This is a genomic window from Rhizobium sp. Root708 (assembly GCF_001429725.1).
In the GTDB taxonomy this organism is placed as follows: Bacteria; Pseudomonadota; Alphaproteobacteria; order Rhizobiales; family Rhizobiaceae; genus Rhizobium.
Map to the genome: position 1 here is coordinate 89,250 of NZ_LMHV01000034.1, position 17,102 is coordinate 106,351.

A 17,102-nucleotide genomic window follows, 5' to 3' on the forward strand; every position below is an offset into this window, starting at 1 on the left:
GGCCCCCTATTTCGCCTGCTCGGTCGCGTCTGTAATCACGGCATCGCCTTCCTTGAGATCCCCGGATGCCACTTGGGTGAACTGACCGTCCGATGATCCAACCTGGATGACGACAGGCGCCGGCTTGCCCGCCTTCAAAATCCAGACGCGACGCTTCGCGCCCGTCAGTGCCTCGCCGCCCTGGCCGCCGGTGCGCGGCCCCATGCGTGGCGGACGGAGCAGGCCGAAGATGCCGCGGCCGCGCGAGCCTTCGGCAGCCGCCGGCGCGTAGCGGAGAGCAGCGTTCGGCACCATCACTGTATTCTTGACCGCCTCGACGGTCACATCGGCTGTCGCCGTCATGCCGGGGCGAAGAAGGAGCGCGGCATTGTCCACCGACAGAATGGCCTTGTAGGTCACCACATTGTTCGTGGTCTCGGAGGCGAAGCGGATCTGCTTGATCTCCGCCGGGAAGGTCCGGTCGGGATAGGCGTCCACGGTAAAGGTCGCCGTCTGCCCAACTGCGATCTGGCCGACATCCGCCTCGTCCACGTCGACCTGAAGCTCCATCCTCTTCAGATCGCCGGCGATCACGAAGAGGATAGGAGCGGATAGAGACGCCGCGACGGTCGCGCCTGGATCGACGGACCGTGTCAGAATCACGCCATCGATCGGCGAGACGATCTTCGCCTTGGAGAGATTGACTTCGGCCAGTTGGAGATCGGCTTCCGCGGAAAGAACCGCGGCCTCGTTGATGTCCTTGGTCGCCAAGGCCGAATCGACCTTGTAGCGCGAATCTTCCAGACTCTGCTGCGTGGAGACGTTGCTTTGAACCAGATTGCGCAGGCGCTCGTACGAGCTGCGCGCCGATTCGAGATCAGCATTGGCCTTCGCCACGTTCGCCTTGGCCGAATCAAGTTTGGCGCGGGTGCTTTTCACATCGGCTTCAAGCTTGTTCGTATCGAGCAGCGCAAGCACTTCGCCCGACTTCACGTCGCTGTTGTAGTCGACATTCACGTCGCGGACCGTGCCCGAAAGTTCGCTGGAGATATCGACCTGCTCCGTCGGCTGCACCGATCCGGTCGCTGTGACGAGAACCGTCAGATCGCCACGCTTGACCGGCTGCGTCGTATAGGAAACGACATTGCCGCCCGGCCGGGCATAGAGATAAGCCGCACCGCCGACCACGGCGGCGACGATGACGAGCCCAAGCAGGCGCTTGCCCCAGCGATTGCTACGCTGCCGTCCGGAAGCCGCAAGCACGGCCGCCAGGTCGGAATTGCCTGGTTCTGTAGTCTGTTCGCGTGTGGTCACTCTGTCGTTCATCCGGGCCTCTTGGAACTCAGCCTGCTCGTCTTTCATTTCCGCTTACCAAGACGAAGCTGAACGCACGATTAGCATCACGCCCGAATGACACGAGCGACCATGAAAATGAAATTAAATCTTGGAAAGAAAACTCCGGTTTTGGTCTGATGCCCGCGATTTTCGAAAATCTCGGACAGCAAAAAGGCGGGCTTTGGCCTGCCCGCCTCACCTTCGCTGACATCCCTCTGAAAGCTAAGCACCCAGCTCCGCGATAGAGACTGGAGGCCGGCGCTTGGCGGCCATCAGTAGGTCGAGTTCCGTCGCTGAAGGTCCGAACTTGTCGAAGAGACGCGTCGCTTCGTCCTTGTCCAGTCGATACCTGCGCGCGAACTCAGCAAGGCTGTAAGGACGGCCGCGCAAGACCTTGCGCGTTGTGGGGTGCTCGATCACGTTGGTCATTAATTCATCCTTTCGATAGAATACCAACTAGCGCGCCACACCTCATTGTGAAGTACAGAAAACCAAAGAAGCAATTGATTTATTTAAATATTTTTCGGAACCTTTCCTCCGTTCATGCATTAGAAGCTCTTCCGCCGCGCACCGATTATCACAAGGATTCCGCAATCGCACAGGCAAGCGGAAACGCGCAGCCGACATCACCGTACGGCGATCGCGCAAGAAATGTGCCTGATACACAGGAAAGGGAGATTTTTCAGTTGACCACAATGGGTCGGCTGCATATGTTCCGCGCACTTCCAGCGGGGGCGTGCACCGAGCGCCTTTTCCGACGCGGGAGAGCGTAGCTCAGCCGGTAGAGCAACTGACTTTTAATCAGTAGGTCTCGGGTTCGAACCCCGACGCTCTCACCACTATTTTCAAACACTTAGCTTTATTTTGGAATGCGCTGTTCACGGTTCACCGTCGTCGCGATGTTGACCACTCGCCGGAGTTTACTTCGGCTGGCAGTTTTCCGCGATCTGCTGGTCCAGGATGATTGCGGTCATGCTGTCGGTCGCATTCTCCCTGATCGTCTGAAGCTGACGTGTCCGTTCGTTTCCGGCGTCACCGCGATCTCGGATCAGGTTTTCCAGCTGGACGCGAAGATCTGTGCATTTCCCGAAAACACCGGGAACGATCTCAGAGACGTCGCGGCAGAGCTTTGCGCCGTAATACCTGGCGGCATCCATCAGGCAGACCTCATAGGACGACCGTACCACGTCCATCTTCTGGGTGAGCTCTTCGAAAGTGGCGGCGTGGGCGCCGACCGGCGCCAGCAGAAGTGTGAAGACTAGAACGCTTTTCATTGATGCCCCATCGGTGTGGAAATGAGAGCCAACAACCACCGCCTCAACCCCTCTTGGGAGCCGGCGCGCAGCTATGAACTGCGACGTCTTCTTCCGCAATTAGCGGATCGCAGGCCGCTCCACAACTTCGCCATTGATGTGAAGCGCTTACTTCCGATGGCTAGTCTCGCCTCGCCTGTGAAGTCGCTCGCATGCGTTCAATCATCATATGCTGCAGCAGAATGATTGTTTTCATGTCGACAATGTCGCCCGAGGCAATCATGTCGAACGCGGCTTGAAACGGCACCTCCACGACCTCGATATCCTCGCCTTCATGCGCAAGACCGCCGCCGGCGGACCTGTCGTCCTCGCTGTAGCTGCCAACGAACATGCTGACGACCTCGGTCAGTCCTGCAGGATTGCCATAAGCGGCCGCGACGAACTTGAGGTCTTTGACCACGACGCCCGCCTCCTCCATCGCTTCCCGTCTCACGCATTGCTCCGGCTCGTCTCCTTCGAGGATGCCAGCGCAAGCTTCCAGCATATAGGGGTCGTCGCCGTTGGCCATCGGAGCCGGCCGAAACTGGCGCACGAGAACAACCGTGTCGCTGGACGGATTATGGAGAAGCACCGAAGCCGCATCCCCACGGTCATAGACCTCGCGCGACATCTCTGCTGCGGTACCGTCGACGCGACGATAGCGAAAGACATGCTGGGTGAGGCTTCCCCAACCCTGGTAAAGTAGAGTTGAAGAAGTGATTGCAGTTGACGTCAACGACCGTCTCCCTTTCATTCGCAGCATCAGGTCCGCCAGCAGACGGACCGCAGGCGACGCGCTTCTTTACGCTCGGATCCACGGCTTGTAGAGTCGGATCGCCGACATGCCTCCGATAGGCGTTCCTAGCCGTCGGACGACTTGGGCCGCAACAGAACGGAGTTTGTACTCATGAGCGTTCGTCCACCGCAATCATTGATGCGACCGTTCTCTGTCGAAAGCGGGTTCAACGTTCTCGAATACGAGCTGGCGGCTGAGCGGGCTAACGCCCTTGGTCGGCACGGCAGGACAGTTGAAACCGCCCTGGCAGACCTGAAAACCGCCGACGCTAAGGGTCAAAAGGACGATCTTCATCAGCAGGCCCTACTGCAGAAGGCGTCGGACGCCGTCTGGTCCTTCATGGTTCAACGGGAAATCTGCGGGCTGCGGAACAGCCGGGATGTCATCCAGCGCTATGAAATACCAGAGGAAGTGCTTGCGCGGCTGGGATCCTCGCCGCGCTGACGAAGGCAACGGCTATCCGGAGCCGCGCTTGTGGCGATCGCTGTCGCTGGGAAAGGCCGCGATGGTGATGTTTCGCCCGCCCGCCTTTGCTTCCAGTAGAGCGGCATCGGCACGCCACAGCAGCATTGCCGCCTCGGAGGCTTCCTCCGAATAAGCCATGCCGATCGAGACAGAGACGGCGCCGAGAATACGGCCTCTGTGCGACAGAGCCGTACCACGAATGTTTGTTCTGACCCGCTCCGCAAGGCTGAAGGCTTCGTCCGCTTCCGTCCCCGGTAAAAACACCGCGAACTCTTCGCCGCCAAATCGATAGGCTCGGCCGGCGTCATCGATCGTATCCACAATGATCTGCGAGACATAGCGCATGACTTCGTCGCCAGCGTCGTGGCCGAACTCATCGTTGAACCGCTTGAAATGATCGATGTCGATCATCATGCAGGCAAGCGGATCACGGGAGGCATCACGCGTATAGCGATTGACGTCCTCGTCGAGCGATCGGCGGTTATGAAGGCCGGTCAAGGGATCGCGAACCGACAGGTTGGTCAGTTTGTCCCGCAATTGAAGGTTTGCGACGGCCAGGCCGACATTCTCGGCAATGAGCTCCAGGTACAGACGCGATGCGTCCGCGGCCATCTGACGATCCGGTCGTTCCTCGAAATAGAGCAGACCGATTGCGTCGCCCTGCGCCGTCAGCGGCACACAGAGACCGGCAGCGTCGTCTTCATTCAGGTGCTGACAGCCTATGTCGCCGTGGTCAGGGGCGCTGACATGCGGCCTGCCGCGCCGCAGAGCCCAGCAGGCGGTTGCCGGGAACGAATACTCGGAGCGATGCGGTTCGCGCCAGGACGCCACAGACGTCAACCCGCTCCGCGCTTCGTTCATCACATACAGTTGCCCTGCGAGATCAGGGAAGATTTGCGGCGCGAACAAAGCCACGACCTCGGCCAGTTCCTCCTGCTTCTGGCATGCCTGAAGCCGGTGCATCATCTGCAGGATCAAATCCTTCGTCTTCAGGTCTTGCCGTCTTTCGGAGTCCAGCCGATCGCGCTCAATTCCGTTCTCGCGGAATATATGGATCGCTTCGTTCATTTCGCCGATCTCGTCACGTCGGCGATCGAGCGGAACGTCTACTTCGTAATCCTGTTTCGCCAACCGGCTGACAATACCGGTCATGCGCACGAGCGGCATCGCCACGCGACGCCTGAGGATGAAGTACAGGACACCGAGAAAGAGAGCTGCGTTCAGCGACAGCAGGATCTTGGCAGCAAGGCTCCACCAATCGGCACGCCATCGCGCATCGGCCAGCGCTGCTTCGGTGCGCGCGCCGGTCAACTCTCGAAAACGCGTGACCGAGGCGAGCAGTTGCGTCTGAAGACGATCATGTTCGGGGCCGAAAAGCATCTGCCGGGCACCCGTCTGATCGCTACTGCCATAGGCAGCAACCGCATCCACCTCGATCTTGTCGAGCGCTTCCGCCTCGCGCGCGATATCATCAAGCGCAGTCAACTCGGCCTGCGATGCCCCGAGCTCGCGAACGCGCTTGATTGCCGTCTCACGCTGCCTCTCCTCGCCTTCCTTGCCATGGAAAGCGTCCAGGTGGCGGATATCTCCCCTGATGACGTAGAGACGCGCCTCATCGGTCCGCTCCTCGGCGCCCAGCGCCAGATCCTCGCCGAGCTCATCGAGGGCCAGATGCTCCTCGACGGCAACGCGTTCCCGGGTGGCACTGTGGGCGGAAAAAATAAACGCACTCGCAGACAGGGCCGTCAAAGCGACCGTGACGCCGTAAGCCCAGTTCGTGATTTCACTTATTCTCATATAGAGATATTACCGATTCCAGATTGCCAGAGAATTAACTCTACACCTACGTACGATTGTATCCCTAGAGAGAAACGCGCAAAAAGGTGATTGGCTCAAACCTGCTCCGTGCGATAGGAGTTCGCGGATGATTGCCCGCCGCCGGAGTGCCTAAGTGTCGATTGCCGATATTTCCCTGTTGAGCGCCCTGCTTGCCGGCGCGCTGTCGTTTCTCTCCCCGTGCGTGCTGCCCCTCGTTCCGCCCTATCTCTGCTACATGGCCGGTATCTCGGTCGAGCAATTCCGTGGCGGTGGGCCAGTTACCGTCGCCCCCGACGTGCGGCGCGGCGTGTTGTTGTCGGCGCTCTTCTTCACGCTTGGCTTTGCGACCGTGTTCGTCGCGCTTGGCGCCGGCGCTTCCAGCATCGGCATGGCGCTTCGCCAGCACCTCGATCTCCTGGCCAAGATCGGCGGCCTGATCATCATCGTCATGGGATTGAACTTCCTCGGAGCCTTCAGGATCGGACTGCTCGCACGCGAGGCTCGCTTTCAGGGTGGCGGCAAACCGGCAACATTGACCGGTGCTTATGTGATGGGCCTGGCCTTCGCCTTCGGCTGGACGCCGTGCATCGGTCCTGTGCTTGGTGCGATCCTCGGTGTCGCAGCATCGCGGGAAACCGTCGGCTCCGGCGCGGGCCTGCTTGCCGTCTATTCCCTTGGCCTTGCCATCCCGTTCTGGATCGCGGCCGGTTTTTCCGGCGCCTTCATGGCCTTCCTGACGCGTTTCCGGAAACACCTCGGAACGGTCGAGAAGTTCATGGGCGTGTTCCTTATCCTGACCGGCCTAGCCTTCATGTTCGGCTTCGTCAGCAACGTTGCAATCTGGTTCCAGCAGACCTTTCCAATCCTGACGCAAATCGGCTAAGCCGGTGTCGCCTCTGGAATCTGCATTGGGATAGACATTGTCCGACATCGTCAGCCTGCTTCTGCCGTTCTTCGGCCTGATCCTTATCGGCTATATCGCGGCGAAGGTGACGAAGCAGCCGGCAGACGCCTTGGGCTGGATGAACACGTTCATCATCTACGCCGCCATTCCAGCGCTGTTCTTCAAGCTGGTCTCGCGGACACCCTTCGAAGATCTCACGCGTATCGATTTCATCGCCACCGACCTGGCTGCGACCTATTCGATCTTCATCGTGCTGTTTGCGATCGGTCGCTTGGTCCGGAAAAACTCGCTGGCCGACTGCACGATACAGTCCTTTGCCGGTGCCTACGGCAACATCGGCTATATGGGCCCTGGCCTCTCTCTGCTGGCGCTCGGCGAACGCGCAGCCGTTCCCGTAGCGCTGATCGTCTGCCTTGAGAACGCGCTGCATTTCGTTGTCGCACCGGCACTCATGGCGGTGGCGGGCGACGACCGGCGATCGACCGGCCGACTGGCGATCGATATCGTGAGAAAGGTGGCTTTCCACCCCTTCATCCTGTCGACGGCGCTCGGATTCGTTGCCGCCGGTCTGCAGATCGACCAACCGCCCGCCCTGCAGCGCTTCATAGACTATCTCTCGCAGGCGGCCGCGCCGTGCGCCCTGTTCGCGATGGGGGTAACGCTGGCACTTCGGCCGTTGAAGCGCGTACCTGTCGAGATCGGCTACATCGTTCCGGCCAAGCTCATCATCCACCCGATCGTCGTCTATCTTGCCCTGACCACGGTCGGCGGCTTCGATCCGATCTGGGTCTATGCGGCAGTGCTGCTCGCCGCGTTGCCAACGGCCACCAACGTCTTTGTCATCGGGCAGCAATACGGCGTCTGGCAGGAACGTGCCTCGGCGACGATCCTGATCACGACCACACTGTCGGTCGTGACCGTCTCGGCGGTCCTGATCGCGATCAAATCAGGCTTTCTTCCGGCTTAATCTTTCCCTGATGGCCCCAGGAATGTCGCGAAAACCGCGTCCGGGCTCGATGCCTTCACGCATGACGATACTGCGCAGCGGCGGCAACGCCGACAGGATGTGCAGGCCGGCCGCACGCAACATCTGAACAGGCAGGAAATCGGACAGGAGCGAGCGGTTGAGAAGATCGACGCTTGCCGTGCGGGTCATGATATCGGCGCGACGCTTGCGATCGAACTGGTCGCCGGCATCGGCGGCGATCGGCAGCTCCGGCCGCGTACACAGAATGTCCGACAGCGCCAGCACATCGCGCAGGCTGAGATTGAGCCCCTGTGCGCCGATCGGTGGGAAAACGTGCGAGGCTTCGCCGATCAGGGCAATGCGCCCCTTGCCAGAGCGATGGGCCATCATGCCTGACAGAGGCCAGAGCTGCACGCCCTCCTCGACAGTCACCTTGCCGAGCAACGACTGCATGCGCTCCTCGACGACATTGCTCAGTTCGACGAGCGAGAGTTCATTGCGGGCCACGGCATCCGACGGGTTCTGGACCCAGACGAGGCTGGAGCGATTGCCCGGCAGCGGTACCTGAGTGAAGGGGCCGCTTTCGGTGTGGAACTCCGTCGAGATATTCTCATGCGGCAATGAATGCTCGAAGTTCAACACCATGGCCGATTGCGGATAGGACCAGGTTTTCACGTCTATGCCGGCAGTCTCGCGCAGCTTCGACTTGCGCCCATCGGCGCCTACGGCGAACGACGCGGACAGCACCTCGCCATCGGCGAGCGTGATGGTCACCGAATCGGCGCCGATATCGATCAGGTCGGCAAAAGAGTTGAAGCGCGTGATGTTGCCTTCAGCGGCAATCGCGGCCTCCAGCACCTCCATCAGCGCCCTGTTCGGGAAATTGTAGCCGAAGGCCTCGAGATCGAGTTCGACGGAACGGAAGGTGGTGATCGGCGCCCGCAGCAGGCGATTCGTGCCGTCGATGATCCGCATCGTCGAAAGCGGAGCAGCCGCCGGCCGGAGCTTTTCCCACAAGGTCAACCTGTCCAGCAAACGGATCGACTGATCCATGAGCGCGGTCGTGCGCCGATCCCGGTTTGATGACGGCGGAGCAACGAGAGCAACGTTGCGTCCGCCGCGAGCCAGAGCGATAGCAGCGATCATGCCGGCAAGGCCGCCACCGATCACTGCGATTTCAAAAGTCTTCATTGCACCGTTCCGTCAAATTCCTTGACGGCGATCCGGTGCTTACGCAGCCGGTTTCGCCTGACGGCGCCAACTATAGCCCTTGCCGGCGTCCGCGTCACGCACAGCTGGTTGATAATGATGCGGAATCCCCGGCAGACGATGTTCGGTGAGACGCTTTATCGCAGTCTCGTTGGTGACAGCAAAGCTGTCGATCCCGACGCGCTGCATCAGCGGAATCTGGTCGATCAGCACGTCACCGACGGCGCGCAGTTCGTTGGTGTAACCTAGGCGGTCACGCAACAGGGAAGCGTGGCTGAAGGCCCGGCCGTCGTTGAACGCCGGAAAAGCAACAGCGACCATCTCCAAGCGATAGAGATAGGGCTCAAGCTTGCGCACGTCGTCCGCCGGCTTGATCAGCACACCGAAGCCGACCTCATTGCTCTCGTCGGCCTTGGCAATCAGCTCATCTAGGGTGAGAAGAGGCTTCTGCCCCTCGCCTGCCTTGGCCTCTTCCGTCTCGATCACCCAGGGATCGTTCTCGACGAAACCGGTTTCTCTCCAGATCTTGGTCATCGTCCCCTCCTTACGCCGCTTCTGCGGCTGAACCATACAGCGCGTCCTTGAACGGCTGCGGACCCACGCGACGATAGGTTTCGAGGAAGATTTCCGACGGCTCCTTGCGGATTGTCAGGTAGGTGTTGACGATCGTTTCGATCGCGTCGGTCACCTTGTCCGGCTCGAAGCCGCGGCCGATGATCTCGCCGATCGACGTATGCTCGTCGCCCGAACCGCCGAGCGTGACCTGGTAGAGCTCTGCGCCCTTCTTTTCGACGCCAAGCAGGCCGATATGGCCGACATGGTGATGGCCGCAGGCATTGATGCAGCCGGAGATCTTGATCTTCAGCTCGCCGATTTCAGCCTGGCGATCCGGATCGCCGAAGCGCCGGGAGATTTCCTGCGCGAGAGGGATGGAGCGCGCATTGGCGAGCGCGCAGTAGTCCAACCCGGGACAGGCAATGATATCAGTGATGAGACCGGCGTTGGCTTCGGCAAGGCCGATGGCAACCAGACCGCGATAGACAGCCTCAAGATCAGCAAGCGCCACATGCGGCAGGATCAGGTTCTGTTCATGGCTGACGCGAACTTCGTCGAAGGCGTATTCCTCGGCGAGGTCGGCCACGGCGTCCATCTGGCTATCGGAAGCATCGCCCGGAATGCCGCCGATCGGCTTGAGCGAGATCGTCACCATGCCGTAATCAGGATGCTTGTGTGGTTGCACGTTCTGCTGAACCCAACGGGCGAAGGCCGGGTCGGCCTTCTTCCAGCGAGCGAGGTTTTCCCACCCTTCGGCACGGTTCGGCAGAGCCGGCGGCGCGAAATATGTAGCAATCGCTTCGACATCTGTTTCCGGCAGCTTCAGCTCGGAGTCCTTCAGTTCAGCGAACTCGGCCTCGATCTGACGCGTCAGCTCTTCCGTGCCCGTTTCGTGCACGAGGATCTTGATGCGAGCCTTGTACTTGTTGTCGCGACGGCCGTTGAGGTTATAAACGCGGACGATCGCGGTCGTGTAGGACAGCAGGTCCTCTTCCGGCAGGAAGTCACGGATCAGCTTGGCGATCATCGGCGTGCGGCCCTGGCCACCACCGACATAAACGGCAAAGCCGATTTCGCCCTTGTCGTTCTTCTTCAGATGCAGCCCGATGTCGTGGACCTGAATCGCGGCACGGTCACGCTCGGCGCCCGTGACGGCGATCTTGAACTTGCGCGGCAGGAACGAGAATTCCGGATGAACCGACGACCACTGGCGCAGAATTTCGGCATAGGGACGCGGATCGGCGACTTCGTCGGCCGCGGCACCGGCGAAATGGTCGGCGGTGACGTTGCGAATGCAGTTGCCCGATGTCTGCAAGGCGTGCATTTCGACGGAAGCGAGCTCGGCCAAAGCATCCGGGATTTCGGACAATTTCGGCCAGTTGAACTGCAGGTTCTGGCGGGTCGTGAAATGGCCATAGCCACGGTCATACTTGCGCGCGATATGCGCGAGCATGCGGACCTGGCGCGAGCTCAACGTTCCATAGGGAATGGCGATGCGCAGCATGTAGGCGTGAAGCTGCAGATAGACGCCGTTCATCAGGCGCAGCGGCTTGAACGCATCCTCGGCAAGCTCGCCGGAAAGGCGGCGCTGGACCTGGTCGCGAAACTGCTCGACGCGCTCGGCGACAAAAGCGTGGTCAAATTCGTCGTAACGATACATCTGCTTCCTCAGACTGCGATGAATGCGGGGTCGGCGGGCTGGTAGCCCGGCGCGTATTCCATGGTCGGACCCTGGGCGCGAATGCGCTCGCGAAGACGCAACGGCCAGAGCACGCCATCAGTTTCCTGAACGTCGACAACGGCGACGTCCACCACCTGGTTGTCAGCATAGGACTTCTTGCCGATCGCTTCCAGCGCCGCGACGGCCTCGGCATGACGGGCCACAAGGGCTTCCTGCAGAGAGACGACCCATTCGCCATTGGCGTTCAGCCAGACGGCGATGCCGTCCGTCAATCTGTTGGCGGTGAGAACCTTGTCTGCCATCTTCAGCTCCTTGCAAATTCTTCGGACCGGGCGCGTTCGCGCACAAGCGGTTCCGACAGTTCGAAATTGGCGCCTGCGACCGCATCGCCGATAATGACCATCACCGGGCCGGTCAACTCGTCACGGTGCTGCAGGTCCGGAAGATCCCGCAGAATACCATGCAGCAGGCGTCGATCGGAACGGCTGGCGTTCTCGATGACGGCAACGGTCGTTTCCGCAGGCAGCCCGGCTTGCATCAGGCGTTCAGCCACGGATGCCGCGACGGTGCGGCCCATATAGACGGCGATCGTTGCGCCCGAGACCGCAAGGCTCGCCCAATCCGGCAAGACGTCGCCCGTCAAATCGTGGCCGGTCGTGAAAACTAGCGACGAGGCAACGCCCCGCAACGTCAGCGGCAGTTCGAAATCGGCGGCAGCGGCGAAGGCCGAGGTGATGCCGGGCACTACTTCATAGGAAATGCCCCCGGCCCGCAGCGCGGCCATCTCTTCGCCTGCCCGGCCGTACACGAGCGGATCGCCGGACTTCAGACGAACCACGCGCTTGCCGTCGCGACCGAGGTGCACAAGCAGATCGTTGATCTCTTCCTGGGACTTCGAATGGCATCCCTTGCGCTTGCCGACAGACAAACGCTCGGCGTCACGGCGGCCCATATCGACGATTTCCTGCGGCACCAGTGCGTCGAAGACGATGACATCGGCTTCCATCATCACGCGCTGGGCGCGCAGCGTCAGCAGATCCGCGGCACCGGGACCGGCGCCGACGAGCCAGACGTGGCCCTCAATCTCCTCGGCGGACTGCAACAAACCATTGGCCGCGCGACGCGCCTGCGGCAGGTTCTCGTTGGCGACAGCATCCGCGACGGCGCCGGAGAAAAAGCGGCGCCAGAAAAGGCGACGGGCGGCGCCCTTGGGGACAATCTGCTCGACGGCCTTGCGGTAACCGATTGCGAGATCGGCAAGACGACCGAGCGACGGGGCGAGCAATTGGTCAATCTGGGCACGGATCATCTGCGCCAGAACCGGGCCGGCACCTTCCGTGCCGATCGCGACGGCCACCGGCGCGCGATTGACAAGTGCTGGCGTGAAGAAGTCGCAGTAGTCGGGCTGATCGACGGCGTTGGCCGGCACCTTTTCGGCGCGCGCAGCCTCTACGATGGCGCGATCCTGCGCAGCATCTCCGGTCGCCGCGAAGACGAGCGTTGCCCCGACGATCTGCTCGGCCGCAAAGCCCGACCGTACGGTCTCGATGCGGTTAGAGATCAGAAAGGCGTGGTAGTCGGCCTCGGGGCGATCCGTATAGGCAACAATCCGCGCCTGCGTATTGAGGAGCAGGCGAACCTTGGCAAAGGCCTCGCCGCCATTGCCGAAGACAGCCGCGATCTTGCCTTCAACGCGGAAGAAGGCAGGAAATACCGACAGTTGTTCAGTCTTGGGAGGCATCATCAATCCATTTCGAAGTTGCCGGAATATGCACGCTACGCCAAGCCAATTGAAGAAACAGAAATTCCAAAGCCCGCTTGGGCGCGTATTCTTTTACTCGCTCCCCCGATGATTTGAGTAAAAGTCACCGATGCGATGCGGCAAGCACACTTAGACCTGTCGCATCGCAGCAGAAAGCCTGTGACAAATCAACAGGACGCGCCGATCGGGATTTGCCTTCAATGCCGCTGGCGCTAGAGTGCTGCTCACAAGGAGAAATTCATGCCAGACAAGACCATAGCCGCCCGCCTGCTCAACGTCATGGAACAGGACATCTTGCCGATGACCGAGCGCGGCGTCGCAGCCGGCAACAAGGTCTTTGGCGCCGCCATCCTGCGCAAATCCGACCTCTCGCTTGTCATAGCCGAGACCAACAACGAGCTTGAGAACCCGCTGTGGCACGGTGAAGTGCACACTCTGAAGCGGTTTTACGAATTGGGCGAAAAGCCGGCGACGAAGGACCTGATCTTTCTCTCCACTCACGAACCCTGCACCATGTGCATGTCGGCCATCACCTGGGCCGGCTTCGACAATTTCTACTATTTTTTCAGCCACGAAGATTCGCGCGATGCCTTCGCGATTCCCCACGATTTGAAGATCCTCAAGGAAGTCTTTGGCCTGGAACCGGGCGGCTACCGACGCAGCAATGCGTTCTGGAACAGCTTTGCGATCGCCGATCTGGTCGAGACCGAAAACGATGGCCTGAAGGCCGAGTTAAAGTCGCAGACGGCGCGCATCAAGGCGCGTTACGATTCGCTCTCGAACAGCTACCAGGCATCGAAGACCGACAACGACATTCCGCTGAACTGAGTGACGATGGAAGCCTCCAAAGACATTTCGCGCCTGATCGAAATCATGGCCGCGCTGCGCAATCCGGAAACAGGGTGCCCCTGGGACATTGTCCAGACGTTCGAGACGATCAAGCCCTATACGATCGAGGAGGCTTACGAAGTCTCCGACGCGATCGAGCGCAACGACATGGATGACCTCTGCGAGGAACTCGGCGACCTCCTGCTGCAGGTCGTCTTCCATGCTCGGATGGCCGAGGAAGCAGGTGATTTCTCCTTCGGCGACGTCGTCGAAGCCATCACCCGCAAGATGATCCGCCGCCATCCTCATGTCTTCGCCCGCTCCGATGCCGACACGCCCGACGCCGTCAAGAAGCAGTGGGACGAGATCAAGCAGGCGGAAAAACGCGAGCGCGCCGAACGGAGAGCCAAGCGCGGCATAACCGAGGATTTCAAGGCCGGCTTCCTGGGGTCCGTGCAGCGGAGCTTCCCTGCGCTGACCGAAGCGCTGAAGCTGCAGGAGCGCGCCGCAAAGGTCGGTTTCGACTGGTCCGCTCCCGAACCGATCCTCGACAAGATCGAGGAAGAGATTGGCGAACTGCGTGTCGCCTTGTCAGAGGGCGATCAGGCGAAGGTGAGCGACGAGCTCGGCGACCTGATCTTCGCGGTGGTCAATATCGGCCGGCATGTGAAGGCCGATCCCGAGGATGCTTTGCGCGGAACAAATACAAAGTTTCGGCGCCGTTTCAGCCATATAGAGACAATTCTTGATGCGGAAGGTGAGACGCTTGAGGCCGCTAGCCTGGAACGGATGGAGGAAATCTGGCAGGCCGCGAAAGCGATCGAACGGCAACTGGGCTGATACCGACAGATGAACCTCACGTCGCTCGAAGTCTCAATCGCAGGCGCAGGGATTGGCGGATTGTCACTCGCCACACTGCTGGCGCGCCAAGGTGCTGCTGTCACCATCTACGACCAGATGGCGGCACCACAGCCAGTAGGTTCGGGTTTCGTCATTCAGCCAACCGGCGCTGCGGTGCTCTCGCACATGGAATTACTCGATCAGGTCTTGGCTCGCGGTTCGCGCATCCGTCGGATGCATGGCCGCTTGTCAAGCAACGGGCGCACGGTCCTCGACGTCAGCTATGCGAAGGGCGGGCACGGGATCGCCATTCAGCGTGTCGCCCTGTTCGATCTGCTGCTCGACGCGGCCGTTCGCGCCGGCGTCGGCTTCGAGACCTCGTCACGCGTAACGGCGGTAGAGGATGGCAGCCGTCCGCGCGTCGTACTCGATGGGCGAAACGGGTCTCCCGCCGATCTGGTCGTCGATGCCATGGGTGCAAGCTCTCCGCTTGATCGAAAATCAGCAACAGAACTGAGCTACGGCGCCCTCTGGGCAACGGTTCCCTGGCCGAAGGGCGGGCCATTTGCCGAGGATGAGCTGCAACAACGCTATCACAGGGCCAGCCAGATGGCCGGCGTCCTGCCGGTGGGAACCGCGCATGACGGCGCGGCACCAATGGCGACGTTCTTCTGGAGCATTCGAAATGCGGATGTCGCCGCATGGCGCAATGCGGGACGGGCGGCCTGGATCAACGAGGTGGGTGCATTCTGGCCAGATGTGGTGGACTTAGCCGAAATCGCGGAGCCGGTTCATGCGCGCTACCGTCATCATACGCGACAGCCGCTGGCGGGCCGCAACGTGATCAGAATCGGCGATGCCTGGCATGCGACAAGCCCACAACTTGGTCAGGGAGCGAACATGGCGTTGCTCGATGCCGCTTCGCTCTGTTCGGCCCTTGCCAGCCAGCCGACGATTGCCGATGGCCTGACCCAGCATTTGCACCAACGGCAGATGCATATCCGGTTCTACCAGCTCCTGAGCAGCATACTCACGCCCTTCTACCAGTCGGACAGCCGCATCCTTCATTTCAGCCGGGATCTGCTGATCGGTCCGGTGACGAAGTTTCCGTTGCTGCGCGGTTTGATCACGACGCTTGTGACCGGCGAACTGCTCAGCCCGGTCGCGCGAATTGCGTTTGACCGTATCGCGTTGGATAGCGGTGAACAGGATGCGCTCGGTCAGCCGGCATAGCCGGATCTGCTTCGCTCCGCCGTTGACACGAAAAAGGAGCGGTGATTACCGCTCCCAATCTTCCTTGGCAGACTTGGCGCCATTGCCAAGACGGCGCTCGAGCTCGACCGCCTCCGCTTCCGACAGACGCACATCGAGCGTGATAGAGCCGTCCTCGTTGTCTTCGCGGCTATCGACGATCGCGTGATCGTAGAGCCACGGAAGCAGCGCGAGCTTGTCGACAGGCAGGCGAACGGTCGCCTCAGTCAGCACGCCTGACAGCCTGCGGCTGATCTCGTCCATCAACGCATCGACACCCTCGCCGCTGACAGCAGAGAGAGCCACGACGTTTTCGGAACCGCTTGCCTTGTTCACGATCGCATCATGATCTTCCGGCTCGAGGCGATCGATCTTGTTCCATACTTCGATAATCCGCTTGTCGCCCTCTTCCTCGTCGATGCCGAGGTCCTTCAGGATGCGGAGCACGTCCGCGCTCTGCGCCTGATTGTCGACATCGGCCATGTCGCGAACGTGCAGGATGAGGTCTGCTTCGAGCACCTCTTCCAGAGTGGCGCGGAAAGCGGCGACGAGATGGGTCGGAAGGTTCGAAATGAACCCGACAGTATCTGAGAGGATCACCGTGCGGCCATGCGGCAGCTTCATCCGGCGCAGCGTCGGGTCGAGCGTGGCGAAGAGCATGTCTTCGGCCAGCACGCCGGCGCCGGTGATACGGTTGAACAGTGTCGACTTACCGGCATTGGTGTAGCCGACCAGCGCCACGATCGGATGCGGCACCTTGCGGCGCTTGGCGCGATGAAGCTGTCGGGTGCGGACCACCTGCTCCAGCTCGCGCTCGAGCTTGATGATACGGTCCTGCAACATGCGACGGTCGGCTTCGATCTGAGTTTCGCCCGGACCGCCCATGAACCCACCGCCACCGCGCTGACGTTCAAGGTGGGTCCAGCTTCGGACCAGGCGGCCCTTCTGATAGTTGAGATGCGCCAGGTCGACCTGCAGCGTGCCTTCCTTGGTGGAAGCACGGCGGCCGAAGATCTCGAGAATGAGGCCCGTGCGGTCGATGACCTTGGCGTTCCATTCCTTCTCGAGATTGCGCTGCTGCACAGGGGTCAGCGGGTGGTCGACGATAACCAGACCGGAGTCGTTGACATCGAGCGTCGCCTTGATCTCTTCGATCTTGCCGGTGCCCATCAGCGTCGCCGGACGCGGATCATTGACCGGAACGATGGCGCCATGGACGACATCCAAATCAATCGCCTGAGCGAGACCGGTCGCCTCTTCTAGGCGGCTTTCGGGGGTGCGGGTTGCGACCGGTGCAGCATCGCTGGCGCTACGTCCGCCACGCGCCTGCTTGAGGACGGGTACGATAACGGTCGCGCGCATGTCATCCCGGTGCTTGGCAGCTTCCGGGATGATCGAATCGTTCTTGGTATCACGTGTC

Annotated in this window: 17 protein-coding genes and 1 tRNA gene; 7 read left to right on the top strand and 11 right to left on the bottom strand. The window is 60.7% G+C overall.

Annotated features, from left to right (window positions below; genetic code table 11):
* Positions 1 to 6: 6 nt before the first annotated feature.
* Both ASE04_RS17445 and ASE04_RS17450 read right to left on the bottom strand, forming a co-directional pair.
* Positions 7 to 1,305, bottom strand: coding sequence for an efflux RND transporter periplasmic adaptor subunit (locus tag ASE04_RS17445; RefSeq protein WP_056819494.1), 1,299 nt, complete (start codon positions 1,303 to 1,305; stop codon positions 7 to 9).
* A gap of 231 nt (positions 1,306 to 1,536) precedes the next feature.
* On the bottom strand, positions 1,537 to 1,743 hold the full coding sequence (locus tag ASE04_RS17450; protein ID WP_056819496.1) for a hypothetical protein: 207 nt from the start codon (positions 1,741 to 1,743) through the stop codon (positions 1,537 to 1,539).
* A 334-nt stretch (positions 1,744 to 2,077) separates the two neighbouring features.
* On the opposite strand from ASE04_RS17450, the gene ASE04_RS17455 reads away from it, so the two are divergent.
* Positions 2,078 to 2,153 (top strand) — tRNA-Lys (locus ASE04_RS17455).
* An 81-nt stretch (positions 2,154 to 2,234) separates the two neighbouring features.
* Here the strand turns inward: ASE04_RS17455 and ASE04_RS17460 are convergent.
* Both ASE04_RS17460 and ASE04_RS17465 read right to left on the bottom strand, forming a co-directional pair.
* Positions 2,235 to 2,588, bottom strand: a complete 354-nt coding sequence (locus tag ASE04_RS17460) for a hypothetical protein (protein ID WP_056819503.1) — start codon at positions 2,586 to 2,588, stop codon at positions 2,235 to 2,237.
* A gap of 160 nt (positions 2,589 to 2,748) precedes the next feature.
* Entirely contained in the window at positions 2,749 to 3,342 is a 594-nt protein-coding gene (locus tag ASE04_RS17465; RefSeq protein WP_056819505.1) for an NUDIX domain-containing protein, read from the bottom strand.
* Positions 3,343 to 3,513: 171 nt separating this feature from the next.
* Here ASE04_RS17465 and ASE04_RS17470 point away from each other — a divergent pair, with 171 nt between their 5' ends.
* On the top strand, positions 3,514 to 3,846 hold the full coding sequence (locus ASE04_RS17470; RefSeq protein WP_056819508.1) for a DUF6665 family protein: 333 nt from the start codon (positions 3,514 to 3,516) through the stop codon (positions 3,844 to 3,846).
* Positions 3,847 to 3,858: 12 nt separating this feature from the next.
* Here ASE04_RS17470 and ASE04_RS17475 read toward each other — a convergent pair whose 3' ends face one another.
* Entirely contained in the window at positions 3,859 to 5,664 is a 1,806-nt protein-coding gene (locus ASE04_RS17475; RefSeq protein ID WP_056819509.1) for a diguanylate cyclase, read from the bottom strand.
* A 154-nt stretch (positions 5,665 to 5,818) separates the two neighbouring features.
* Here ASE04_RS17475 and ASE04_RS17480 point away from each other — a divergent pair, with 154 nt between their 5' ends.
* Both ASE04_RS17480 and ASE04_RS17485 read left to right on the top strand, forming a co-directional pair.
* Positions 5,819 to 6,568: a cytochrome c biogenesis CcdA family protein gene (locus ASE04_RS17480; protein ID WP_056819524.1), complete on the top strand. Its 750-nt coding sequence runs from the start codon at positions 5,819 to 5,821 to the stop codon at positions 6,566 to 6,568.
* 37 nt (positions 6,569 to 6,605) lie between these two features.
* Positions 6,606 to 7,556, top strand: a complete 951-nt coding sequence (locus ASE04_RS17485) for an AEC family transporter (RefSeq protein WP_056819528.1) — start codon at positions 6,606 to 6,608, stop codon at positions 7,554 to 7,556.
* Here ASE04_RS17485 and ASE04_RS17490 read toward each other — a convergent pair.
* From ASE04_RS17490 to cysG, 5 genes are read right to left on the bottom strand one after another with little or no spacing between them, the layout of a single operon-like run.
* Complete coding sequence (locus ASE04_RS17490; protein WP_056819531.1) at positions 7,536 to 8,747, bottom strand: UbiH/UbiF family hydroxylase; 1,212 nt, start codon at positions 8,745 to 8,747, stop codon at positions 7,536 to 7,538. The two genes, ASE04_RS17485 and ASE04_RS17490, sit on opposite strands and share 21 nt — an antisense overlap.
* A gap of 39 nt (positions 8,748 to 8,786) precedes the next feature.
* Positions 8,787 to 9,299, bottom strand: a complete 513-nt coding sequence (locus tag ASE04_RS17495; protein ID WP_056819533.1) for a DUF934 domain-containing protein — start codon at positions 9,297 to 9,299, stop codon at positions 8,787 to 8,789.
* A gap of 10 nt (positions 9,300 to 9,309) precedes the next feature.
* A complete protein-coding gene (locus ASE04_RS17500; protein ID WP_056819537.1) occupies positions 9,310 to 10,980 on the bottom strand; it encodes a nitrite/sulfite reductase in 1,671 nt (556 codons plus the stop codon).
* A gap of 8 nt (positions 10,981 to 10,988) precedes the next feature.
* On the bottom strand, positions 10,989 to 11,303 hold the full coding sequence (locus ASE04_RS17505) for a DUF2849 domain-containing protein (protein WP_056819540.1): 315 nt from the start codon (positions 11,301 to 11,303) through the stop codon (positions 10,989 to 10,991).
* A gap of 2 nt (positions 11,304 to 11,305) precedes the next feature.
* Entirely contained in the window at positions 11,306 to 12,742 is a 1,437-nt protein-coding gene (gene cysG / locus ASE04_RS17510) for a siroheme synthase CysG (RefSeq protein WP_056820418.1), read from the bottom strand.
* A 261-nt stretch (positions 12,743 to 13,003) separates the two neighbouring features.
* Between cysG and ASE04_RS17515 the strand changes: the two genes are divergently transcribed.
* Genes ASE04_RS17515 through ASE04_RS17525 form a run of 3 tightly spaced genes read left to right on the top strand, consistent with a single transcriptional unit; the run spans position 13,004 to position 15,664 of the window.
* The gene (locus tag ASE04_RS17515) at positions 13,004 to 13,591 is read left to right on the top strand and encodes a deaminase (RefSeq protein ID WP_056819543.1); all 588 of its coding nucleotides are present in this window, start codon (positions 13,004 to 13,006) and stop codon (positions 13,589 to 13,591) included.
* A gap of 6 nt (positions 13,592 to 13,597) precedes the next feature.
* Positions 13,598 to 14,431 (top strand): nucleoside triphosphate pyrophosphohydrolase, encoded by an 834-nt coding sequence (gene mazG / locus ASE04_RS17520; protein WP_056819546.1) that lies wholly within the window; start codon positions 13,598 to 13,600, stop codon positions 14,429 to 14,431.
* A gap of 9 nt (positions 14,432 to 14,440) precedes the next feature.
* The gene (locus tag ASE04_RS17525) at positions 14,441 to 15,664 is read left to right on the top strand and encodes an FAD-dependent oxidoreductase (RefSeq protein ID WP_056819550.1); all 1,224 of its coding nucleotides are present in this window, start codon (positions 14,441 to 14,443) and stop codon (positions 15,662 to 15,664) included.
* 45 nt (positions 15,665 to 15,709) lie between these two features.
* On the opposite strand, the gene hflX is transcribed toward ASE04_RS17525, so the two are convergent.
* Complete coding sequence (gene hflX, locus ASE04_RS17530) at positions 15,710 to 17,044, bottom strand: GTPase HflX (protein ID WP_056819553.1); 1,335 nt, start codon at positions 17,042 to 17,044, stop codon at positions 15,710 to 15,712.
* Positions 17,045 to 17,102 lie beyond the last annotated feature (58 nt).